Source organism: Portibacter lacus (assembly GCF_021533215.1).
In the GTDB taxonomy this organism is placed as follows: Bacteria; Bacteroidota; Bacteroidia; order Chitinophagales; family Saprospiraceae; genus Portibacter; species Portibacter lacus.
On the sequence record NZ_JAJNKA010000016.1, the window covers coordinates 20,413 to 43,996 of the forward strand.

23 protein-coding genes and 1 tRNA gene are annotated in these 23,584 nt (G+C 35.3%); 14 read left to right on the forward strand and 10 right to left on the reverse strand.

The genetic code is table 11. From position 1 onward, the window contains the following. Position 1: 1 nt before the first annotated feature. Positions 2-559 carry an RNA polymerase sigma-70 factor gene (locus L2586_RS21110; RefSeq protein WP_235294945.1) on the reverse strand — a complete coding sequence of 186 codons (558 nt, stop codon included), beginning with the start codon at positions 557-559 and terminating at the stop codon, positions 2-4. Between the two features lie 320 nt (positions 560-879). On the opposite strand from L2586_RS21110, the gene L2586_RS21115 reads away from it, so the two are divergent. Then, the gene (locus L2586_RS21115) at positions 880-1,686 is read left to right on the forward strand and encodes a hypothetical protein (protein WP_235294946.1); all 807 of its coding nucleotides are present in this window, start codon (positions 880-882) and stop codon (positions 1,684-1,686) included. A 140-nt stretch (positions 1,687-1,826) separates the two neighbouring features. Here L2586_RS21115 and L2586_RS21120 read toward each other — a convergent pair whose 3' ends face one another. Further along, positions 1,827-3,308, reverse strand: a complete 1,482-nt coding sequence (locus L2586_RS21120) for an ArnT family glycosyltransferase (protein WP_235294947.1) — start codon at positions 3,306-3,308, stop codon at positions 1,827-1,829. A gap of 141 nt (positions 3,309-3,449) precedes the next feature. Here L2586_RS21120 and L2586_RS21125 point away from each other — a divergent pair. Further along, a tRNA-His gene (locus L2586_RS21125) sits at positions 3,450-3,526 on the forward strand. A gap of 103 nt (positions 3,527-3,629) precedes the next feature. On the opposite strand, the gene L2586_RS21130 is transcribed toward L2586_RS21125, so the two are convergent. Then, complete coding sequence (locus tag L2586_RS21130; protein ID WP_235294948.1) at positions 3,630-6,425, reverse strand: FG-GAP-like repeat-containing protein; 2,796 nt, start codon at positions 6,423-6,425, stop codon at positions 3,630-3,632. 158 nt (positions 6,426-6,583) lie between these two features. Between L2586_RS21130 and L2586_RS21135 the strand changes: the two genes are divergently transcribed. After that, a complete protein-coding gene (locus tag L2586_RS21135; protein ID WP_235294949.1) occupies positions 6,584-7,288 on the forward strand; it encodes an O-methyltransferase in 705 nt (234 codons plus the stop codon). On the opposite strand, the gene L2586_RS21140 is transcribed toward L2586_RS21135, so the two are convergent. Together L2586_RS21140 and L2586_RS21145 are read right to left on the reverse strand one after the other, a co-directional pair. Beyond that, the gene (locus L2586_RS21140; RefSeq protein ID WP_235294950.1) at positions 7,274-7,936 is read right to left on the reverse strand and encodes a CoA transferase subunit B; all 663 of its coding nucleotides are present in this window, start codon (positions 7,934-7,936) and stop codon (positions 7,274-7,276) included. The two genes, L2586_RS21135 and L2586_RS21140, sit on opposite strands and share 15 nt — an antisense overlap. A 1-nt stretch (position 7,937) precedes the next feature. After that, a complete protein-coding gene (locus L2586_RS21145; protein WP_235294951.1) occupies positions 7,938-8,633 on the reverse strand; it encodes a CoA transferase subunit A in 696 nt (231 codons plus the stop codon). 75 nt (positions 8,634-8,708) lie between these two features. Here L2586_RS21145 and L2586_RS21150 point away from each other — a divergent pair, with 75 nt between their 5' ends. After that, complete coding sequence (locus tag L2586_RS21150; protein WP_235294952.1) at positions 8,709-10,382, forward strand: RluA family pseudouridine synthase; 1,674 nt, start codon at positions 8,709-8,711, stop codon at positions 10,380-10,382. Between the two features lie 7 nt (positions 10,383-10,389). On the opposite strand, the gene L2586_RS21155 is transcribed toward L2586_RS21150, so the two are convergent. Further along, positions 10,390-10,557 (reverse strand): hypothetical protein, encoded by a 168-nt coding sequence (locus L2586_RS21155; RefSeq protein WP_235294953.1) that lies wholly within the window; start codon positions 10,555-10,557, stop codon positions 10,390-10,392. 137 nt (positions 10,558-10,694) lie between these two features. Here L2586_RS21155 and L2586_RS21160 point away from each other — a divergent pair, with 137 nt between their 5' ends. The 4 genes from L2586_RS21160 (at position 10,695) to L2586_RS21175 (ending at position 14,095) form a co-directional block, all read left to right on the forward strand. Continuing rightward, on the forward strand, positions 10,695-11,648 hold the full coding sequence (locus tag L2586_RS21160) for a hypothetical protein (protein ID WP_235294954.1): 954 nt from the start codon (positions 10,695-10,697) through the stop codon (positions 11,646-11,648). A 29-nt stretch (positions 11,649-11,677) separates the two neighbouring features. Further along, positions 11,678-12,145 (forward strand): YehS family protein, encoded by a 468-nt coding sequence (locus tag L2586_RS21165; RefSeq protein WP_235294955.1) that lies wholly within the window; start codon positions 11,678-11,680, stop codon positions 12,143-12,145. Positions 12,146-12,270: 125 nt separating this feature from the next. Continuing rightward, positions 12,271-13,545: an alpha/beta hydrolase family protein gene (locus tag L2586_RS21170; RefSeq protein WP_235294956.1), complete on the forward strand. Its 1,275-nt coding sequence runs from the start codon at positions 12,271-12,273 to the stop codon at positions 13,543-13,545. 94 nt (positions 13,546-13,639) lie between these two features. After that, positions 13,640-14,095 carry a hypothetical protein gene (locus tag L2586_RS21175; RefSeq protein ID WP_235294957.1) on the forward strand — a complete coding sequence of 152 codons (456 nt, stop codon included), beginning with the start codon at positions 13,640-13,642 and terminating at the stop codon, positions 14,093-14,095. Here L2586_RS21175 and L2586_RS21180 read toward each other — a convergent pair. The 3 genes from L2586_RS21180 to L2586_RS21190 are packed head-to-tail and all read right to left on the reverse strand — an operon-like array spanning position 14,087 to position 15,637. Beyond that, complete coding sequence (locus tag L2586_RS21180; protein WP_235294958.1) at positions 14,087-14,869, reverse strand: M90 family metallopeptidase; 783 nt, start codon at positions 14,867-14,869, stop codon at positions 14,087-14,089. The genes L2586_RS21175 and L2586_RS21180 overlap by 9 nt on opposite strands. Before the next feature lie 9 nt (positions 14,870-14,878). Then, positions 14,879-15,091, reverse strand: coding sequence for a hypothetical protein (locus L2586_RS21185; protein ID WP_235294959.1), 213 nt, complete (start codon positions 15,089-15,091; stop codon positions 14,879-14,881). Between the two features lie 9 nt (positions 15,092-15,100). Continuing rightward, positions 15,101-15,637, reverse strand: a complete 537-nt coding sequence (locus L2586_RS21190; protein WP_235294960.1) for a GNAT family N-acetyltransferase — start codon at positions 15,635-15,637, stop codon at positions 15,101-15,103. A 175-nt stretch (positions 15,638-15,812) separates the two neighbouring features. Here L2586_RS21190 and L2586_RS21195 point away from each other — a divergent pair, with 175 nt between their 5' ends. The 6 genes from L2586_RS21195 to L2586_RS21220 are packed head-to-tail and all read left to right on the forward strand — an operon-like array spanning position 15,813 to position 21,538. After that, positions 15,813-17,675 carry a SulP family inorganic anion transporter gene (locus L2586_RS21195; RefSeq protein WP_235294961.1) on the forward strand — a complete coding sequence of 621 codons (1,863 nt, stop codon included), beginning with the start codon at positions 15,813-15,815 and terminating at the stop codon, positions 17,673-17,675. A 2-nt stretch (positions 17,676-17,677) separates the two neighbouring features. Further along, a complete protein-coding gene (locus L2586_RS21200; protein WP_235295023.1) occupies positions 17,678-17,875 on the forward strand; it encodes a YwbE family protein in 198 nt (65 codons plus the stop codon). Between the two features lie 51 nt (positions 17,876-17,926). Beyond that, positions 17,927-18,709 (forward strand): DUF4349 domain-containing protein, encoded by a 783-nt coding sequence (locus L2586_RS21205; RefSeq protein WP_235294962.1) that lies wholly within the window; start codon positions 17,927-17,929, stop codon positions 18,707-18,709. A 19-nt stretch (positions 18,710-18,728) separates the two neighbouring features. Beyond that, positions 18,729-19,829 carry a M23 family metallopeptidase gene (locus L2586_RS21210; protein ID WP_235294963.1) on the forward strand — a complete coding sequence of 367 codons (1,101 nt, stop codon included), beginning with the start codon at positions 18,729-18,731 and terminating at the stop codon, positions 19,827-19,829. A gap of 43 nt (positions 19,830-19,872) precedes the next feature. Continuing rightward, complete coding sequence (locus L2586_RS21215) at positions 19,873-20,481, forward strand: hypothetical protein (RefSeq protein WP_235294964.1); 609 nt, start codon at positions 19,873-19,875, stop codon at positions 20,479-20,481. Then, positions 20,471-21,538 carry an alpha/beta fold hydrolase gene (locus L2586_RS21220; protein ID WP_235294965.1) on the forward strand — a complete coding sequence of 356 codons (1,068 nt, stop codon included), beginning with the start codon at positions 20,471-20,473 and terminating at the stop codon, positions 21,536-21,538. The genes L2586_RS21215 and L2586_RS21220 overlap by 11 nt, the downstream gene beginning before the upstream one ends. Before the next feature lie 35 nt (positions 21,539-21,573). On the opposite strand, the gene L2586_RS21225 is transcribed toward L2586_RS21220, so the two are convergent. Further along, on the reverse strand, positions 21,574-23,547 hold the full coding sequence (locus L2586_RS21225; protein WP_235294966.1) for a choice-of-anchor V domain-containing protein: 1,974 nt from the start codon (positions 23,545-23,547) through the stop codon (positions 21,574-21,576). Between the last annotated feature and the right edge of the window lie 37 nt (positions 23,548-23,584).

The window sequence follows — 23,584 nt, forward strand, 5'->3', positions numbered from 1 at the left end:
ATTATTTTAAATCTTTATCAAGATAAGGGTTTACTGCTTTTTTCAAAATCTTTAAAGCCTTTGAAATTTGGTTCTCTACGGTTTTAATAGAGATTTCCAGCTGGGCAGCAATTTCCTTATAACTCATTTCCTCAAAACGACTCATCATAAATACGATGCGACACTTTTCAGGAAGTGTGTCAATGGAAGCGTTAATAATATCCTGCAATTCCATTGCTTCAAAGCTGTTTTCAGAGCTAGCAACAGAAATATTAATTACAGTATCATTATCATCACTATCAAACTTCATCTTCTTACTACGAATGTAATTCAATGCTTTATTGATAGCTGCGCGTTTCAAATAGGCTTTCAAAGAACTATTAATCTGAATCTTCTCCCTCTTTCTCCACAACTCATAAAAAACATCTTGGGCTAAATCTTCCGTCAGTACAGGATCTGGGATAATCTTATAAACCGCACTACATATATAAGAGTAGTATTGTTTAAAGATTTTTTCAATCGCACCGTCGTCAGTATCATTTAAAAAGCCAACAAGTTCTTTATCGGTATAGTTGCTCATACAAGGAACACTAAGGTTCAAAGATTTAAATTTAAAATAACTCTAATTTAGAAAAACACACTTTTGTCAAGCACTTATCGAAATTAAATTTTCAAATCATATAAAGCAACAATCATGCAATTTAATTCCAATTTCACATATTACATAATTTTATAATGTAAAAATTCAACAAAATCAACACGCTTCGTCCAAAAAAAAAATATTATATTTTTATTAACATATTAAACCACAATAAAAAAAAGTGTTTTACCGAACAATTAATGCTTATTCAATATTTTAATAGTATTAAACCTTACCTTTGAGTAAACAAAATTATTAAAATGAAAACTTATATTTTAAGACTATCCATATTTATTGCAGTGGCTTCATTCGCATCTTGTGACAATGCAACTAAGACTGCAGACACTATGGATGCTAAAGATGATGTGACTGTAGCGGAGATGAAATACACTATTAGTCCATTCTCAGAATCACCTGCTTTTACAGATGCTGCTATTCAATCTATGGATTATCAAAATGGTAAATTCAACTTTGGGGTTACAGGATCGGAATACAAACTAGGAAACCAGACTCCAGATGCTGAAGTGAAAATGTGCGCTAATTCTAGTAAGGGCCAACATATTCACTTAATTGTAGATAATGAGCCATACGCTGCTAAATATACTGCAGACTTTGACTATGAAATTGCTGATGGAGAACACTACTTACTTGCTTTCTTAAGTAGATCTTATCATGAATCGATCAAAACAGATCAAGCAAATGTTGCGCAAAAAATAGAAGTTAAGAACAATTCTATTGTTGCAGGAGAAGACATTAAGGAGCCTATGTTGTTTTACAGCAGACCTAAAGGAACTTATGTAGGTCAGAAGGACACAGAGAAAATCATGCTTGATTTCTACCTCGCTAATACGACACTAGCAGCCAATGGTAATAAAGTAAAAGCTGAAATAAATGGTGAGGAACATATGTTTGACAAATGGCAACCATATTTTATAGAAGGCTTACCAATGGGAGATAATACAATCACCTTGACCTTAGTAGATAAAGATGGTAAAACGGTGGACACTCCGTTAAATCCAGTAACTAGAACCTTTAAATTAGAAAAAGATCCAGCTCCAGCTGACTAATTCTTTTCTTAAAAGATATAATAAAAAGACTGTCACTAACTGGCAGTCTTTTTTTTGTCGTTAACTGAGCGGTTCCTATATACAATGCCCATAAATTGACATAAATACTGAGTATTATCTAATCAATAAACTCTAACAACCTATTCCTTCTCTTTCCATATTTCAAACCAGACGTGATTCATTTCAAAACGTTTTAATAAGTCTCCATTAAAATTATCTCGCCTTTCGTCTAGTTCCACATTATTAAAAATGTAGATCGCTTCCCTACTTTCTTTACCTCCATTTACATTTTCAAAGGTTTCTGAAGTTTTCCGGTAACCTGCTTTATCATCAGTCAATGCGATATACATAAGAAACTTTGTATTAATCCTTTCTTTGTACCATTCATTCTCTTCTAGGAATTCGACAGCCTCCATCTGCAGTGGACAATAGCTTAGATAAGATAAATTGACATCATTTACCGCTTTTGGATTCAATAATTCAAAAATGAATAGTGGAACAAATACGATAAACAAATAAGGTATATATTTCTTGAATACACTATCGGTTAGTAAAAAATAAATCGGGATGAATAGAATGTACAAAAATGTGGATAGCAAATATCTGACGGTATAAAAATTAGCCGCAGAAAAGAGGCAATAAATTATGATGAAAATAAAAAACAATAGAATTATTTTCTCTCGCTCTTTACCTTTTATAAATCTTTCGATTGCAAAATGTCCTGCAAACAAAATGTATAAGACAGTAATTACAAAATGATTGCCGTAAAATGTATTAAAATATAAACTGATTAGGATGCTTATTATTATAAAGACTATGGAGGCAAAATTTTTCTTCAACACAATATGATAACCGTATAAAAGAATAAACGGCACAGTTATCAGAAATCGCCATTGATTCCATACTTGATCTTTAATTGTTGAACTAAATGCTATAATGACTCTATTAATATCGCTCTTAATCAACCCTGTATGTTCTGGGTATAAATACCAGCCAAAAACTGCTTTCAAATAGATCATGTGAGCTACTAATGCTAGTATGGGACAGATATAAATAAAACCGCTCTTTATGATCTCAATAAAACTTCGCTTCTCTGCAATGTTCTTAATAAAGTCATACAATGCAATTGCTCCGATGATCAGAATTCCTGTTTCTTTCGTTAGAATAGTCAACACGCCAAAACATATATATAATAGTGTCCTGCCTTTCACATAGAAGTAAATACTACATAACGTTAAGGTAGCAAGCAGCATTTCAGGTAAGACAATAGAAGCTTGAGCTACAAATAAAGGTTGGATACAAAGAAGTAAGGTAACCCAAAAAGTTACTTGATCATTTTCAAATGTTTTAAGAAGCGCTACAGCAGTAAATAAAAATCCTATGGTTATGGTCAATGCAAAAAAATGCATACTAAAAAAACCACTTCCAAAAATTAAGATCCATGAACTTCCAAGAAAATGAAAAAGTAGTGGATGTCCTCTAGAATAATCTAGTGGAATAGAATCTGGTAATAAGGAAGGTCCAATTTCTGCCATCGAGCGAATTGCAGGTGCATAAACCCACGATTCATCCCAAAAAAAACTAACATTTAGGTGAAAAAGCTTAAAAATCACAAAGATCATGATCAAAAGATAAGGACTTAAACTTCTGACTACCTGACTGTTATACATAAATTAGCGAAAATTTTAATCAAATATTGAAAAAATTTACATAAATATGCAATATATATTATTTTTGCAGCGCTTTACGAAGGTAAATATATGGTGGTTGTAGCTCAGCTGGTTAGAGCATCGGTTTGTGGTACCGAGGGTCGCGGGTTCGAATCCCGTCTTCCACCCCACTTAAGACATTATTCTGAAAAGGATAATGTCTTTTTTTTTTGCAACACTTCTACCTATCCAACTCAGACTAAACCTCTTACTATTCTATATTTAACTAGCTAGCTACAGTTTGACAATTTTATATACTTCCGAAGCTATCTTTAGGAAGTAAATACCAGAATGCAATGAAGACAGATCTATTTTATGATCCATTCTTTCTTTCTTTAGTAATCTGCCATCCATGCTAAGTATATGATAAGCCATATCTTCTTCGAAATCTCCTCTTATAAAGACAACATCATCTACAGGATTAGGAAATATTTCTAATCTAGCTGAGGAAATTGATGAAATAGAGCTGCTTTGATCCACAATGATCGGAACCCCTACTCTATCTGAAACACAACTAAGAGCAGAAACAATAGTTTTCCAATTATAGAAGGAATAATAAGAATCTGGCGTTCCAGTGGATGCCTGAATAACGACATTACCATCCTTCGATTTTAAATCATAAACACTCTCATTGTAAAGGCCTCTAAAAAGCCTAGGAGATCGTGAGCCTAGATTTTCCTGATTATATGCTTCATCGGTCGTTAACAAATAATAAGAAGCAGGTTGCATTTTGAATCCTAACTGAATTACAGAGTCTGTAGGAGAGATGAATACTTCTTTTTCATGAATTACCGTTCCCCAGTAATCTTTAATCTGAATCCTCCTCATCGCAGCCGTATCCGTGTAGCTATTGACTGATTCTAAAATCGTATTGTAATGCTCTACTGAAAAGATGACACCGCCATTTATATGACTTGGTGGCAATCCAAATTCACTTGCAGTCAAATCTATTTGGATAGAATCTATAATTTTCTTGCTTACTCTATTTTCAGCAAATATGATCGTGTCCGATTGCAAGTTCGCTATAACAAATTCATTCCCTTCAGCTAAAGCAGCTTCCGCTGATTCTGTCTCAAACCAAGAAATATCACTTCCAGTTACTTTAAAAATTGCATCATCTCCTTTCATGATGGTATCGATGCTAAATGCTGGAGTATCCACTATGAAAAGGTTAGCATTGTAAATTTCAGAGGTTAATGTATCACATAGATGATAGGTTGCATATACTGGCTCACCTGCAGACGCGAGATAAGTAGTGGCTTTTATCTTATTGTTCCACCACACACTATCATACTGAGTTTCCAGCACTATCATATCACTTGCGCAATATATCGCCTCAGGATCAACCGCCGAAATAAAAGGCTTCGCTATTTCAGATACGTCTCGAATATAAAGAGAAGTAGATGGAAACGTACAACCAGATTCATCTGTAACAGAAATTTTATATAAGCCTGAGTTCTCGACTTCTATCGTCTGACTTGTAGAACCATTGCTCCATTTATATTCAGCAAAATCTGGAGAGGTCAATGTTAGAGTAGTATTAGAGCAAATTATATCTTCCTCATAATTCAAATCGATCTGCTTGTGAATACAATCTGAATCATTGACTATGTAGTTATTATTTACCTCTAAGTCAATATAAACACTTCGATATCCATTGGGCCATTTCACAACTAATGAATCAATTGTTGAGTGAGTCCCTAATCCGAAGATGACAGACAATGAATTATTGATTCCATAGCTTTCTCCCGACCTAAGTTCGTAAGATTGAACTCCCCAGTCTCCATACAATTCACATGTGCTTCCTATGGCATCCGAATTTCCATTTTCGGACATTAAATTAACTTTAAAAAAGGTATTATCATTTTTATGATTAATCATGATTTCATCAGCAACGTAGTCATTTTCGTCAGTAATGCCATTACTGTAACTATTATAAACATCCCAAAATCCATCATTATTTAAGTCTCCGACTGCAAGTGATACCGCTTCTTTATTTCCGAAAAAATGCGGATCCTCTTCAAACTCTAACCCGCCCTTATTCCAGAACAATTTTGACTTGATCCCACCTATTAAAATATCTTTCAGTCCATCATTATCAAAATCACGTATAATCAATTGTAATCCTTCGAATAGTGCATTCCAGTTATCTTCCGTATCTACAATCGAATAACTACCATCTCCATTGTTCTCATAAATATTATTTCCTCCCGTATGGTTGATGACAACGACATCCTTATCTCCATCATTGTCAAGATCTGCAAAATCAGAAACCCAAGATTGTTCTCCATCATCCAAACCATAATCTCCTGCTTGTTCTAAGAAACCGCCTAAGCCATCATTAACAAATAGCTGGTTGATTCTCCTAGGATCCGCAGCGTCATTTACTCCAAGTCTGCATTTCGATATGTATAAATCAAGATCACCATCATCATCGAAATCCGTCCATATAGATCCATAATTCCCTGAAGCATCCTCTCCTTCATAACCGAAATCTATCCATTCTACCTTTTCATAACTGCTGCCATCAGCATTTCCAAATATTTTTGGTGGCCCATCATCATCATTTACGTACAAATCGAGAAATCCATCTCCATTAATATCTACTAGAGATATATTCTGTGTGTAAAAAGTGGCTTCCGTTTTGCTAAATTGTAGATAATCTTCTGAACCTGCAAATGCTTTGTAAATCTTGATTCCATCATAATAACCACCAACAAAAATCTCTTTTAGTCCATCATTATCTAGATCTCCTACTCCTAATGCTAGCTGATCGAAAGTAGAAACCAATCCATAATCTTTAGCATAAAACTCCTCGGAATTATGGCTCTGATAAAAAACTTTTAAATGATTTCCCTTGTCTAAAGTGACTATATCGTCAAGTAAATCATTATTAATATCGACAACGGCAATAGGAATTTGGGAATGAATTTCTATATTTCCGAAAGCTTTTTGATTTGGTTGAAAAGAAACTTGCCCTAATAGGTAAATGGGCAGCAATAATAAAAACAAACACTTTAACTTCAACACTATATACATTTAAGTAAATCAAAATATAAGATTACTTTCGCAAGTTAATAAAACTAAGATTCATTTATCAATTAATCAAATACATAAAATTTCTACTCGTTGCTAAAAACCTGCGAGGACTGAAATCTACCTCTTTAACAGATTGGTACAAGCAAGTCGTGCAAGATAACGAGGATGATTCTGCTTTTTCTATCATAGAAAAATTAAGAACGGAGCTGAAAGCCAACAAACAGAGCATTAACTTCCAAGAATATGGAGCTGGCTCGTCTATCTCGAATGGGCAAAAGCGAAAAATTGCAACTATTGCACAAAATGCTTTATCTGGGCCTTATCAATGTAGAGTTATGCATCGATTGGTTAACTACACTAAAGCAGAAACCGTAGTCGAGTTAGGAACTTCTCTAGGGATTAGCGCACTTTACTTAGGCAGTCCAGCACATCATCCACAGGTATATACACTGGAAGGCGATGAAAATTCTTTCAATATTGCTTCCGGCTTATTTGAAAAATTAAGTTGCGATAATATACATCCGATTTTAGGTAAATTTTCGGACACCTTGATTCCAACATTGAATAAAGTAAAGCAAGTTGACATTGCTTTTATCGATGGACATCATAGCAAAGATGCTACTCTTGATTATTTCTCAATGATTCAACCTTATTGCAAGCAAAGCAGTATCATTATCGTCGATGATATTTATTGGTCTCAAGGAATGAACGAAGCGTGGAATATTATAAAAGATCTTCCTGGAGTAACTTATTCTATTGATTTATTCTTCTGTGGGTTCATTTTTTTCGACAAAAAATTTACAGAAAAAGAACACATTAAAATCAAGCCTGGAAAGCTTTTATTCCATATTTAATTTCATTTCAGGAATATCACCTTCTATAATTAGTTTTCCTTCTGTTGCATTTTGAATTTCTTCTACTGAAACTCCTGGCGCCCTTTCTAAAAGTCTGAACGCTCCATTCTCTATATCTAAAACGGCCAAGTTTGTTACAATTTTATTAACACACTTTACGCCTGTAATAGGCAAAGAACAAGTTTTTAGTAATTTGGACTCACCTCTTTTATTCGTGTGCATCATGGCCACGATTATATTATCAGCAGAAGCAACAAGATCCATTGCACCGCCCATACCTTTCACCATTTTTCCTGGAATTTTCCAGTTCGCGATATCCCCATTCTCAGAAACTTCCATCGCTCCCAGAACGGTAAGTTGAATATGCTTTCCGCGAATCATTGCAAAACTTACCGAAGAATCAAAGATTGCTGCTCCTGGATTCAGAGTGACGGTTTGCTTTCCCGCATTGATCATATCTGCATCTTCCTCTCCATCAAATGGAAAAGCCCCCATACCCAAAATTCCATTTTCTGACTGGAATTCGACTTCTATGCCTTCTGGAACATAATTCGCGACTAATGTCGGGATCCCAATTCCTAAATTGACATACCAACCATCCTTTAACTCCTGTGCAATTCTCTGAGCGATTTGATTTTTATTTAGCATGTTATTTAGTTCTTACTGTTCTTTGTTCAATTCTTTTCTCATAATTAGATCCTTGGAAGATCCGCTGTACAAATACTCCAGGCGTATGAATAAAATATGGATCTAATTCTCCAGGCTCTACTAATTCTTCCACTTCTGCTACCGTTATTTTTCCTGCAGTTGCCATAACTGGATTAAAATTACGAGCTGTTCCTTTGTATATTAAATTTCCATAACGGTCTCCTTTCCATGCTTTCACAAAAGCAAAGTCAGCTTCTAACGCGTGTTCTAAAATATGTGCTTTACCATTGAAAAATCTCACTTCTTTGCCTTCTGCCACTTCTGTTCCATAGCCAGCTGGTGTGAAAAATGCAGGAATTCCAGCTCCTCCAGCTCTACATCTTTCTGCTAATGAACCTTGTGGAATTAAATCCACTTCTAATTCACCAGACAACATTTGTCGCTCGAATTCATCATTCTCTCCTACATATGAGGAAATCATTTTCTTTATCTGACGCTTTTGCAATAATAATCCAAGACCGAAATCATCTACTCCTGCATTATTCGAAATACATGTTAGGTCCGTTAAACCAAGCTCCATCAGTTCTGCAATGCAATTTTCAGGTATACCACACAACCCAAAACCTCCTAGCATTAGGGTCATTCCTGATTCTACTCCTGCTAACGCCTCCTTTGCGTTTTTATATACTTTATTCATAGTTCATATTATTCTTGCTAAGTTATGAAAATATATTTTTGGTGATGTCAACTTATTCTTTTTAGATTTGTACTCGTGAAGCATTTTACTCAGTTTTCTTCAGATATTTCCAATTACGAACTTCCAGAAAGATTTAACTTTCCGTTCTATTACACACCTCATCCGCTTGCAGTATTGGCTGCTCATGAATTACAAGATGAATTACGAAACAATCAGGAGTTGGATCATAATTTTGGGTTGGATGACGAAAAGCAAGGGTTAGTTATTGGAAAAATGTTTGGTGTACTTGTCGTAGAGAATGCGGCAGGAGAAATTGGTTACTTAAAAGCTTTTTCTGGGAAACTAGCTAACGCTAATCATCATATGGGTTTTGTGCCTCCAGTTTTTGACATGTTAACTGAAAAGGGATTTTTCAAGAAAGAAGAGGAAGTCATTTCCAGTTTAAATTTTGAGCTAGAAATTAAGGAAGAGGATGTTAATTATATCAATGTGAAGAAAAAGCTTGAAGAACTGAAATTACAATCCATTAGTGAAATTGCAGCCGAAAAGCAGCGGGTAAAAGACGGAAAGAAATCAAGGAAAATTCAACGGGCGGAAGCTAAAACAACATTATCTAACGAGGAATTTGAAGTATTTAATGAAGTCCTAAGACTAGAAAGTATTAAAAGCAATTTTTCGCTGAGAGATTTAATTCGGATTTGGGCTATTAAAATTGAAGAAGCAGAAACGGAATACAACAAATATGCAATTCCGATCCAACAATTAAGAGAAGAAAGGAAGAAACGATCTTCTGCGCTACAGAATCAACTATTCGACAGTTACACGTTTCTAAATGCTGAAGGTGATAAGAAATCATTGCTTACCATCTTCGAAAATACAATATCTAACAGACCGCCAGCCGGTGCAGGTGAATGTGCTGCACCCAAATTGTTACAATATGCTTTTCTCAATGATCTAAAGCCAATCACGATGGCAGAATTCTGGTGGGGCCAATCGCCAAGTGCTGAAGTCAGAATGAGTGAGACGTTCTACCCGGCTTGTCGTGGAAAATGTGAACCGATCCTTGGCCACATGCTTTCAGCAACGAATATGGATCCTAATCCAATGCTAGAAAATCCAGCTCTAGGCAAAACTATAAAGATCGTTTATGAAGATGATGATATCGCCATCATTAATAAGCCAGCGGAGTTTCTTTCCGTTCCTGGGAAAAACATTGTTGATTCTGTGTATGCTAGATTGAAAATCCTGTATCCCAAGGCGGAAGGCCCATTACTCGTTCATCGGCTAGATATGTCTACATCAGGAATCATGATTATGGCTAAGAATCTAAAAGCACATAAATTCATACAACAACAGTTTATCAAGCGAGAAGTATATAAGAGGTATGTTGCGATTCTAGAGGGAGAAATAAAGGATACTAAAGGTTTTATAGACCTACCATTAAGAGTTGACTTAAATGATCGACCGAGACAGTTAGTTTGCTATGAGCATGGAAAATCAGCAAGAACAAAATGGAAGGTTGTAGAAGTCAAGGACAAAAAAACTAGAATACATTTTATTCCATTGACAGGAAGAACACACCAACTGAGGGTCCACGCAGCACATTCCAAAGGATTGTTTGCACCCATTGTCGGTGATGATTTATATGGGACTAAAAAAGATAGACTTCTACTACATGCGGAATCCATAATTTTCATTCATCCTACAACAAGAAAAGAAATGAAATTTAAAATCAAAGCCCCATTTTAAATACTTATTATGCTAATTCAGAATCCTCTTTTTGTGATAGCAAATTATCCAAATAGCTTTTATTCATGACTACAGGTACTTCTGAAAATGAAAAATGAACTTTGTACTTTCCGTTCTCCAAAGCCTCAATTTTCTGTATGCCTGAAACTCCAGTTTTATTATTCACTCGATTCATACAATATGATTTCAATTAATGTGTAATTATATAAACTGATTTATTTCAACTTTGTTGCACATATAATATTTTTTCACATGTAAAATTCATTCTTAATTTAGGTTTGGATTGTCAAAAAAAGTTATTAAACTGCAGCTATGAAAAGGTATTCGATATTATTTATAGCATGGATATTAATTTCCTGCAATGCAAGTAAAAATTTGCACGTCCAAAATGTTCAAGATAAAAAACTTGAAACAGGTTCAAGTGGAATGGCCCAGGTAAATGATAACACCTATCTCGCTGTCTACGATCTTAAAAATTTCCAAAAAGGATATCGCCTAGGACTCATTTCATCTTATGCAGATTCTATAACTGTTGTTCCTATAAAAGTTGAGAATTGGGTCTCTGAAGGAGGCATCCCAAGTGATTTAGAAGCTATTTCTGTTATTCCAGACAGACCTTATGAGTTTTTAATGACTGAATCTGGTAACTGGCAAGGAAATCTTGGAAGAATTTTTCATATCAAGTTAAATATAATTTCAAGATCTGCCGAAGTGTTAGGCGTCTTCCAATTGCCGATGATTCACAAAAATGATATTGGATTAACAGGTGATCAGTATGAAGGCATTGCATGTGTTAAAAACGATGATGGCGCTTACCAAGTCATTTTGGCTGAAAGAGGAGGATCTTCTGCCTACCCTAATGGATTGTTAAAATGGGCAAACATAGATTTCACAACTCATCAGATAAATTTTTCAGAACAAGGAAAAACTGGAATACCAGTAGCTGCTCCTGGAGAATGGAGCAATGCAAGTTCTAAGCGGGACTTAACCGATCTTTATATTGACAAAAATGGTGAATTATGGGCTGCCGCATCTCAAGATTTAGGCGACTCTGGACCATTTAATTCTATCATTTATAAAGTTGGAAATACAAATTCATCGAATAATGCTCCTTTTACTGTTTTTGGAACTTTAGAAGTGTATAAATCATTATCTGGATATAAAATAGAAGCGCTTTCAGGACCAAGTATTGCCGCACCGGCAAGCAAATTCACATTTGGAACAGAAGATGAAATCTACGGTGGAACTTGGAGACCTATAGAATAAAAAGATAAATTTAGAGTTAAAAAAAATATATGAATAATAGCGATGTACTTCGAAACATTAGATTCACATTTGATTTGAATGATGATAAAATGATGAAGATGTGTAGTTTCGAAGATTACAATGCCTCGAGGGCTGAGATTAGTGCTTGGTTGAAAAGAGATGAAGATCCAGATTTTATAGAAATTCCAGATAGAAATTTATCTATATTCTTGAATTCATTCATCGAAAAAAAGCGAGGAAAGAAAGAAGGTGTGGTCATGCAGCCAGATAAATACTTGAATAATAATGTAATTCTCCGTAAATTAAAGATAGCATTGAACTTGAAAGTGGAGGACATGGTTGAAATATTTAAGTATGTAGGAATGCGAGTAAGTCCCCATGAAATCAGTGCTTTTTTCAGAAAACCCGATCAGCGCCAATATCGCAAATGTATGGATCAGTTTCTGAGAAAATTTTTACATGGCATTCAAATAAAATATAAAGGAGCAATAGAATAAAAAAGTAGCAAATGTCTAGTTAACCGGATTTCAAACCCAATCATACCTTGAATATTGATTGTTTTAATTCTTGATTTCAGAATTGAATTAAATTCTATTTAGTATTTTACTTGAAAAAGTACTAAATGATTAAGATCTCAACTTTACTTACCTGTCTATTATTTATTTTCTCATCACTGAACGCTCAGCAAGCGAGTCCTAACTTCATATTCGGAGATGCTTTGCCCGATGCTCCAGAATTAGCTACAAGAGGAAATTTAAAAGTTGGCGTTAGAACGATAGAATTCATCAATAAAGATCAAATTGACATCCTAAATGCCGTAGATGGAGTTGCACCCAATTACGATAGAGATTTAAAAGTTGAGATATGGTATCCAGCTGCGTTAAAGCAGAATGAAGCAGAGCTTGTGATGTATGATCAAGTTATGGGTTCTTTAAATGATAAAGATCGACCTATTGTACCATTCACCTTTGCTGGAAGAGCAGCTAGGGACGCCACGCCATCCACTGGAAAGTTCCCTTTAATTGTGGTCTCACATGGTTACTTAGGCTCAAGAGTACTCATGACTTATTTGACTGAAAACCTGGCATCGAAAGGCTACATTGTTGCTGCAATAGGTCACAAAGAATCCACATTCGAAGATGCTAATGGCTTTCAATCAACTTTATTAAATCGACCAAAAGACATTCTTTTCGTGATGAATGAAATTTTAGAAGGAGATCATTTTTTAAGCAACAATGTTCAAGATGATAATGTCGGAATTATAGGTTATTCTATGGGAGGATATGGCGTATTAAATGTCGGAGGTGCTGGTTATAGTGAAGGACTAGCGAAATTCTTCAGTGGAATGACAGGTGGGAATAAATCTATAGAATCCTTAACCATCAATAATCCGGATCACTCAGCCATGTTTGATGATCGAATCAAGTGTATTGTTGCCTTTGCGCCATGGGGAATGGAAAGAGGCATATGGAATGCCGAAGGACTAAAAGGATTAAAGCTTCCTACATTCTTTGTAGCTGGTAGTGAAGATGATATTTCAGGATACGAAAAAGGAATTAAGGCTATATATGAAGGAGCATCTAATACAGATCGCTACTTACTTACCTATACGAATGCAAGGCATAACGTGGCTCCTAATCCACCTGCGGAGATTACAATGCAACCAGGTCTTCATTTCGATGAATACTATCGATATGCTGAACCTTCTTGGGATGAAAGAAGAATTAACAACATCAACCAGCATTTTGTAACTGCGTTTTTAGGGACTTATTTAAAAGCTGAAGATCATTCCGACTATCTTAAAATGAAAGTAGATTCAAATGAAGAAACCTGGAAAGGATTTAAGCCAAGGTCATCTACAGGAATGAAACTTGAATATCTAGAAAAGGCAAAATAATTGTCAACGGAAGAAAAATAGCTTTTTATTTACTAATTTTCGCTCGTAATAATTCATTCAGGAATTAAATAGTCATTCAATATTTAGAAAAAACATGGATCAGAATAGTTTTACAAGTAGAATATCGATCATCCATATGGCTTTATTTTCAGGTCAATTGATACTTTTAGCAGTGATGTTATATCTCAAAGCATCCTACACTGTGAGTCTAGACATACAAGACGATATTTATATATTTTTAGTTCTAGGATTAGCAGTTGCTAGCTATATGCTCGGTAATTATTTATACAAAGCAAGAATTTCTTCTATTATTCCCTCAGAGTCATTTGATGTAAAATTGAACAGTTTTCGATCTGCAGCTATTCTGAGAATGGCTTTAATAGAAGCAGCCACACTATTTGCTATTATAGCTTATTTTTTTAATGGAAATTTCTTATTTATTTTAGTTGCCTTTATCATGTTAATTTATTTCTTTATGATAAAACCTTCTAGACCTATCATTCAACAAGAAGCCAAGTTAAATGCATCGGAATCTAAGCAATTAGGCTAGGTCTTGAGCATACATTTTTTCAAGAATATCGAACAAGTCTGGGTGTTTCTCTTTCATTAATTCAGGTTGTTCAAAGAAGTATTCTGAAACAACACTAAGGAATTCTATTTCGCTTTTTGCAGCATAAGGATTGATATCAGATTCATTCTCGTGAATTGCTTTAATTTCCATATGAACTAGCTTTAGCCAAGGTTTCAGATATTCAGACTTGAGTAGGATCTTAGGTAAGCCGTCTACCTTTCCATCAGCCTTATCAAGCAGATGGACAAATTCATGAATACCTACATTTTGTCTGCTGTTCTTATTTTGAAAACCACGATAGAGCTCTGGTTTAGAAAGGATCATCATTCTATTCATTGCGCCCTCTCCTACCATACCTAGAATATTGCGTTCATTTCCTTCTGTCTCATAGTCTTGATTGAAGGTAGTTTTGTACAACAGAACTTCATCAAGGTTTCTAAAGCTCCAACCTGGAAAACCAAAGAGGGGAATAACTGCGCTTGATGCAACTAATAACTTATCCGTTTCTGTGATTTCCGTTTCTACTCCTGTTACCGTAACTTTATTTAAAAAGTTAATGATACCTTTCTCGAATCGGATTTTATCCGCCTCACTTGATAATTCTCGGTAAAAAGCAACCTCTTGCTCAAGAATCTTCTTCCAATTTGATGGAAACTCATCATTCACATCAACAGCTGGCTCCTTCTTTCTAAATAGAAAATAGAGGGCCGCAATAAATAGAGCAATAAATATGGGAATAACGATGTATTGCATATAATAAGTTTAACAGTTACAATAATACCAGTTATGCAATTCTCCAGCAATCTGATCTAGATGCTTAGCAATCGCGTTTTCTCCTTGAAAAACTTCCTTCCCATCTTCCAATTTTAACAGATGTTCTGGTATCATTTCAGCTGTAAAAGCTAAGCTCATCGATTTCATTCTTTCTCGAATTTCTACGCCAGCATCGGATTGACTATTATAATATAATTTCATTCGTATTTTTTATTCTAACCAATATCCCATCGAGATCATATCATAATATTGGTCATTGATATAAAACTCTTTAGTGATTCTTCCTTCCATAGTAAATTCATATTTTCTATAAAGGTTTATAGCGGACTCATTATTAGAGATCACTTTCAAGTTTAATTTTTTAATATGAGCATTCGATCTAGCCCAATCCAGCATATATTCTATCAAGCAACTGCCTACTCCTATTCCCCAGAAATCCTTTCGAACTGACAGACCAAATTCAGCTGAATGCCTAATTCGTTTTTTATGGCTTGCTGAAACATCAAGAAGTCCAATAATCTGATTATCTAGCTCCGCGTATATATACAATTGATTTTCAGCATTACAGTATTGCTGAAGTATTATCTCTTCTTCTGGAATGGTTTTATCAAATTCACTAGCACCGAAAGACAAATAATCCGTTTCGCCACCTACTCTTTGGCAATATTCAATTATACGACTTGCATCCACTGGCAAGGCTAGTTTAACCAATAAATGTTGACCGGATTTCAATAAATACTCACGCATAACTTTAGTCTTTTTTAGACTTCTAATTCAATATTTTAAAATCAGTCGAAATATAAGAAATCCTTACTTCTGAAAGTTCTTTTGTAAATATTTTGTTAAATCATTAAGCTTATGTAGTATAAATTGAAGAATTTTCAATAATTTAAGATTTTAGTTTTACTATACTAAACAATATATGACTAAACTTATAGGACTTGATTTTTCAAATATCAAGGGTGATCTCTTTGGGGGTATAACAGCGGGAATCGTTGCTTTACCTCTAGCGCTTGCCTTTGGACTCCAATCTGGCCTTGGAGCAACTGCTGGACTTTATGGCGCAATATTCATTAGCTTTTTTGCGGCATTATTAGGTGGTACGAACACCCAAATTTCAGGGCCTACCGCCCCAATGACGGCAGTTAGTATGGTGATTATAGCCGGAATTGTCGCCGCAAATGAAGGTGATCTTCAAAAAGCTATCCCATCCATTCTCATCGTATTTCTATTAGCTGGTTTGATTCAGATTCTAATGGGAGTTCTTAAGTTGGGACAATACATTGAGTATATTCCTTATCCAGTGGTTTCTGGTTTCATGACTGGAATCGGTGTGATTATTATTATTACACAGATTCTGCCTATGTTAGGATACTATCCTAAAGAAGATGCGCAATTTGTCAATAGTTTCAAGCCCCAAGCAGAAGAAGTTATTTTAGAAAGAATTTTACGGGAAGAAGCCGCGGAAGAGATTCTGGTATTAGATGATTTTGAAGAAACGGTGAGAAGAGCACAAGAAATAACAGAAGACGATATATTTCAAGAGGCTCAGGTGCTAACAGCAAATCATTCTGCAGGAGTAATTGGTTCTCTTAAAGTGATGGGGAAAGCCTTAAAGAATATTAACATTATAGATCTCATACTGGGTTTAATAACTATAGGTATAATTTATGGATTCAGGTATATAACAACAAAAGTGCCTAGTACATTAGTAGCCTTGCTGGTCGTCACATTAGGAGCTTACTTCTTCTTGCCCGAATACAGAGATATTGGTAATATTCCTAGTGGATTTCCTTCGTTTCAGTTTTCCATGTTTACGAACTTCAGGCTAGGAGCTATTATGCCTTACATTGTATCTGCAATTTCACTAGCCGCACTTGGAGCAATAGATTCTCTATTAACGTCTATCGTCGCAGATAATATGACCAAGACAAAACACAAGCCAAATAAAGAATTAATAGGACAAGGCGTAGGTAATTCAATTGCCGCAATGTTCGGTGGAATTCCGGGAGCTGGGGCAACCATAAGAACTGTTGTAAATATCAATTCAGGTGGAAAAACAAGAATATCTGGGATGATTGCCGGTTTAGTGATTCTAGTTATTCTTTTATCATTAGGACCCTTAGCTTCCAAAATACCAGCCGCTGTTTTAGCAGGAATTCTTGTAACAGTAGGAATAGGTGTTATGGATTATAAAGGTCTTAGACATATTAGATCTTTACCTAAAAGTGAAGTTGTAGTGATGTTGATCGTTCTTGCTTTGACAGTATTCATCGGTTTAATAGAAGCAGTAATCGTAGGGATGATATTATCATCGGTATTATTCATGAAGAAGATTTCTGATGTGGTTGAAAACCGAACAAAAACATCTCCATTAAGAACTTTCTCTAGAGAAATTCCTTGGATGGATGAAGAAGAATTCTTTAAAAAATACGGAGATAAAGTCTATATCAAGCACTTAGATGGACCGTTATTTTTTGGTTTTGCGTCTCGCTTCCAGGAAATGATTAAAGCACTGCCTGATATTTCTACGGTTGTGATCAGAATGGATAAAGTACCTTATGTAGATCAATCAGGACTTTATGCAATGGAGGATGCCATTAATGATCTTCAGAGTCAAAATATAACTGTTGTGTTTACAGGCTTAGAAGGACAACCAAAAGACATGCTAAGTGAATTCAGTATTGTTCCTGGTTTAGTGGATTCGAAATATTGTTTTGCTACTTTCGAAGAGTGTGCTATATGGTTAGAAAAGCATGTAGACGAGGAAGTAGAAAGTAATTAATGATGGATGGAAACCAGAGAGCAAATATAAAAGTTGGTGCACTTGTCGAGATCGTTCAAAAACACCATCAGCGATCAGGAGAATTGACGGAAGGCTTTGTAAAACGTATCTTAACAAAGTCTCCTAATCATCCTCATGGTATTAAAGTTATGCTGGATACGAAGGAAGTAGGTCGCGTAAAAAATATCATAGAGGAATAGCAATTTGTGTAATTTTCTAGGATTTTGCATCTAATGTTAAAAATCAATCCTATGAAAATTAAAATCTATCTATTATTTCTCGCACTATTCTTAATGAGTTGTGAAAATTCAAGCGAAAGTAAAATTGCTTTTGCTCCTGAAGCAGATGAGCTTTATATGGAAGAAGCTTCTTTTCAAGACGAATCCGGTTCAGTTGAAAGAAAATTAATTACAGAAGGAGCTCTAAGTTTTGAAACTTCGGATCTAATCAATTCTAGAAAGCAAATATTAGAATCCGTGAAAAAACATGGCGGATATATTGCTTCAGATCAAGAATCAAATTCTACAACTACCCTATCAAATGATATTACGGTTAGAATTCCATCTGACAAAATGGATCTTTTTCTTGCAGAAGCTACTAGTGGAATTACCAAGTTCGATTTTAAAAATATCAATGCTAGAGATGTAACTGATCAGTTTTTGGATTTAACTACTCGTATAAAAACAAATAGAGAGCTAGAAAGTAGATTCTTAGAAATACTTCAAAAAGCAAATAAAGTGGATGAATTACTCCAAGTAGAAAGAGAACTTGGTAGAATTAGAAATGAAATTGAGTCGCAAGAAGGACGTTTAAAATTGATGAATAATCAAATTTCATATGCTACCCTATCTATTCATTTTTATAAAAAAGTTTCCTCCCCATTGTCAAACGGTCCTCAGTTTGCTAGAGGCTTTGAAAATGGATGGAAAAACCTAATCCAATTTATCATTGGGATAGTGAATCTATGGCCATTTATTATTATACTTATTGTAGCCTTGATTGGATTTAGAAAATGGAGAAAAAACAAAACTTAAGTTTAGCCGTTAAATTGAGGTGAAGTATGCTTATCTATTTTTGTGTCTATTCATTGTCTCTTGCGGAATTGAGGAACTAATTATTCCAAGTGACGCTAGACAGCAATATGAGAAATCGCTCACTGACTTAGAAAGAACTTATTGGAACAATGTGAGTCAGGTAGCTTTAAAGGACAGTATCGTCATTGACCTACCTTATAAAGAAAGTATAATTCAAGATTCTTCCTCTTCAATTTCTGCAGGATATATCCTTTCTCTTCAGCAAGGAAAAATCTTACAAGTAAGTCTTGGCTCTATTTCTATTTTGATGGATGTGTTCTTTATAGAAACTGATACTGCCCAAACACTTAAATCTGTTTATAGCCCACGATACTTAAGTGACCAGTATGATGTTGAAATTGAAAAAAGTGGACGATACTTCATTAGAGTTCAATCAAAATTAAAAACAGATACAAATTTCGAAATTACATTTAATACAAAGCCAGTATTTACTTTTCCAGTCGCTGGAGGGAAGAATGCAGACATCGGAAGCTTCTGGGGAGACCCAAGAGATGGTGGAAAAAGAAAACATAAAGGAATTGATATTTTTGCAAAGAAAGGCACACCACTTGTTGCTGTTTCAGATGCTAGAGTCTCTACAGTAAGAAATCGAGGACTTGGTGGAAAGCAGATTTGGTTACACGATGCGAAAAGAAAATTGAATATTTATTATGCGCACCTTGATAGTCAATATGTTAACCAAGGACAAGCTGTATTTCGTGGGGATACGATAGGAACTGTTGGAAATACGGGAAATGCCCGAACCACGCCTCCACATCTGCATTTCGGAATTTATAAGTCCTTTTCTGGTGCAATTAATCCATTAGATTTTGTTAAAGTTGCTACCCTTAAGTTTACTGAACCGACTGCCCCAAGCTTAGTTGCTGGAAGTATCAAGGAGATAAGCAATGTGAAGGCCAATTTTAGAGCCTCTCCTCATAGTAAGAACTCCATTGTACAAGTCCTTCAAAAGGGTGATCAAATTAAAATTATCGGTGTTTCTGGGGATTGGTATCATGTAAGAACGGTGGAAGGCACTGCAGGTTATCTCCATAAATCTCTTATCAATAAGGTTACGTAATAATCTAGATACTTATTTCGTTTTCATTCATGATGCTTAATAGATGAAAAAACGACTGCTATTCTTTTTTATATTCATCATTTCCCTTTCTCTTCATGCCCAAAAAAGCATCTTGAGTGATTGGCATTTAGGCATCTCTTACCTAGGAAATAATTTATGGAACCCTGGAGCGCAAGTCACTGGTCAGAAATTACTATTTGATCGTACCATTTCAAGAACTAATCGTAGAGATCAACTAAAAATAAAACATCGACAAATCTTCCTTGACGCCAATATCGGATTCTACTATGATAATCCAACACATTGGTCGATTTTCAATAATTATCAGGTTCAGTATAGAAGAGTACGTAAGAAAGGAAGATATCAGAATTTAGGAATTGGTGCTGGTGCACTTAGAACATTGCTTCCCGAAACCTATAATGTAGCAAATGGTACCGTTAGTAAAGTAAAATATCCTGGGAATTGGCATTTCACACCGATGGTATCAATCGGCATAGGACGGTTATGGAAACGAAGAGGTACGAATCCTTGGAGGCTTCAGGTTCATACGATGATCCTCACGAATTACAATGTTTCTTTTACTCCACTTCTAAATATTGAATATGGCTACGTTTTCGGATACCACTCTAAAGAAATCATTAATGAAATCTAAACTCAAATTTCTATTCCTATTAGGTATGATGGTGATCTCTTCTTGCTCATGGGAAGTAGATACCGCAGAGAAATTCTATGACTTATTCTATGTCGAAAGAAATGGTGCTCAAATGCCTATTCATGTCCATGGCAATATCCAAAGCAAAACTTTTATCCTTATTCTACATGGCGGACCAGGTGGCAATGGTCTACAATATAGACCAGGTGTATTCCAGGAATCACTAGAAGAAAGCTATGCCTTAGTCTACATAGACCAACGAGGTCAAGGCATGTCCCAAGGCCAGCTCGATGAAAAAAACTTGACTTTAGACGAGATGATAGAGGATATTAATGCAATTATTTCTGTACTCGATCATAAATATGGTACTGATAATAGCTTATTTCTACTTGGACATAGTTGGGGCGGAACGCTCGGTACAGCTTTTCTTACCACTAAAGATAATCAAGACAATTTTAAAGGTTGGATAGAAGTCGATGGTGCTCATGATTTTGACCTCTTGGTCAAATCCCAATTTCGTCTTGTCCAAAAGGTGGCTGCAGAGGAGATGGCGATGGATCGAGATACTGATTTCTGGAATGAGTTTATAGATAAATTAAGCGAAGTAGATACTTTTAATATCACGAATGAAAACATTAGTGAATTGAATGCATTGGCATTTGAAGCAGAAGGAAAACTATTTGACGCTGAAATCATACGAGACGGCACCGCTGATTATTTAAACCTTGAATCATTAACCAAAAGTTATTTGTTTTCTGTGAATCCGCTCACGAGTTGGATGACCGGAACATTTACAAATAATTATTTAACCAGTGAGCAAGATTTATTTATGACCAACTTAGAAAGTGAATTAAAGAAGATTCACATTCCGTCTCTATTACTGTGGGGCAAATATGACTTTGTTGTTCCAGCAGAACTTGGCGTTCAAGCATTTGAAAATATAGATACCGAAGATAAAAAGCTGGTCATCTTTGAAGAATCTGGACACAGTCCGATGACCAATGAAGCCAAACTATTCAATGGCGAAGTAATATCGTTTATCGAGCAATACAAATAAGAAAATCTAGCAATGAATTAGAAAAGCAAGTTGTCTTATTGTTTTACAAATTTCAATGTTTGCATTTCAGAATCAAAGAACAACTGTATAAAATAAATACCAGAAGCATACGATTCCAGATTGATACTAATTGTTTTCGAGGCAAATCCTGTTTCCACTGCATTCAAAAATTGACCATTAAAACCTACAATATTAGCTTTCATGAGTGTTCCTGTATACTCCAGATAAAGCACAGAATTAACTGGATTAGGGTAGATTTCTACTTCTTGAATAGCAGCATCATGCGTAGACGATCCTAGTTCAATAGTTATTGGTTCTGAATGGATAACACAACCACTTCCATCTGTTACTTTCACAACGTAACTTCCTGGATCTAAATTACTAACATCTTCGAAACTGGAAACAACCATGGTGTCATTCATTATCCATTCATAATTAAAAACACCAGTTCCGCCACCTGCAGTAATCATAATACTTCCACCATTATTAGCACTAGCATCTTGCACTTCATCGATCTCCAACATCAAATTATTATTGGTTACCACATAAAAAGTGCAGGTACCACTATTGCCCGAAAAGTCATAAAACTCATAAGTGACTTTAGTGCTATCTTTTGGAAACTGAGCTCCTGAAGCTAGCCCTTCTATAAGTAAGACTGTATCTATTCCACAATTGTCTATAAAATCCGGTAAGGCATAATCTACTGGACTACAGCCATCTTGAATAATGTCTTCTCTGCATGGTGAGGTCGGTGGAAAGGTGTCTATGATTCCATTGATATATACCGATGCATCTGCAACATTTCCATTTACATCTGTGACCTTATAATTAAGGTTTCTTGCAGATAACTCATTGCAAGATTTATTGCCAGATAGTAAAACCGAAGCTACTCCACAATTATCTGTTTCATTTAAATTCAAAGGTGTAAAATCCAACGTACCATCCGCCCCAATATATAAATCCACACTATCTGTAAAACTGATGACTGGCGGTTCTTTGTCTTTAAGCTCGAATACATATTGATCCATAGCAACACAGCCACTTTCATCAGTAATTGTAACAGAATAATTACCAACTGTAACGTTTTGCAGCACTTCATCAGAAGAGCCATTATTCCATTTGTAAGTATACTTACCTGTTCCGCCTCTGACATCTGCTACTAAAGAATTCATTGTTAAATCATCACAATTTTCAAATTTCGAACGTAATGATACTTCGAGCAAATCTGGTTCTACAATTTCAAACGCTTCTACTATGCTACATCCTGAACCGTCTGTTACGGTGATATCATATTTCCCCGCAGATAAAGCCGCCATAGCGATAAATAATTTTTCACCATTAGACCACTCGAACTTCAAAGGCTGCTGGAAACCTTCTGGGTCAATGGTTACTTCACCGTCATTTGCGCCAAAACAAGAAATCTGATTAACATTTAAGTTTAAACTGAAATCACAGGTAGAGCTTGCTGCTTGTACTTTAATTTTTTCTTCTTTAAATTTTATTGCGTCTCCAGATGAAGCACCACCGTTAGCAATATTACCAGCAGCATACATGGTAATTTCTGTATCTTCATCAACATCGGGTGCAACCCAATCAAAAATCCAAGTTGCAACATTGTCTTCAAAATTTTTAGGACCTCGATGTTCTAGATACTGCCTATCACCGATTTTCGAAACATCAGAATCACTAGACTGCGAAATATAATCTCCGGCATTCTTGAAATCCTCATCAAATAATGAAACCAATTGGAATCCTGCTCTTACAGCCTTAGCATCAGTATTGGTAACAGCTACCGTCATCTTGTAACGCTGACCACTTACGACTGTAGAAGGAAGATCTAGAATATTAATATGGCCTTCGAAGTTATTTCCTCCATGGCATGAAGTACATACACCATCTCCCGGTGCTCCTGTTCTACCATTCGGCGGATCTGCTGAATTGCTTAGAAATAAGGCAATTACAAAGAAGCCAGCAACGATCTTGCTCGCTAGATTTAAAGATTTATTCATAAAATTAGTACTAGGTCATGCAAATATGATAAAATAT